Annotated in this window: 1 protein-coding gene; it reads left to right on the top strand. The window is 64.8% G+C overall.

All coding sequences use genetic code 11. The features are described from left to right. Positions 1 to 236, top strand: a 236-nt coding sequence (locus tag SB772_RS45615; protein WP_410839230.1) for a hypothetical protein, incomplete at both ends; no start/stop codon positions are given.

Raw genomic sequence — 236 nt, 5'->3', positions numbered from 1 at the left:
GGCGTGTACAAGCTCGCCTTCTTCGTCCCGGCCAGCCATGTCGAGGTGGTCAAGGCCGCTGTGTTTGCCGCTGGCGGCGGACGCATCGGTGACTATGACCACTGCGCCTGGCAAACCCTGGGCCAAGGCCAGTTTCGCCCGTTGGATGGCAGCCAGCCATTTCTCGGGCAAGCCGGGCAGGTCGAGGTGGTGGAGGAGTGGAAGGTGGAGCTGGTGGTGGCCGACGACCTGATTAC

The organism is Paraburkholderia sp. SIMBA_030, from assembly GCF_046535245.1.
Taxonomy (GTDB): Bacteria; Pseudomonadota; Gammaproteobacteria; order Burkholderiales; family Burkholderiaceae; genus Paraburkholderia.
This window is presented reverse-complemented; position numbering and strand designations above follow the sequence as displayed.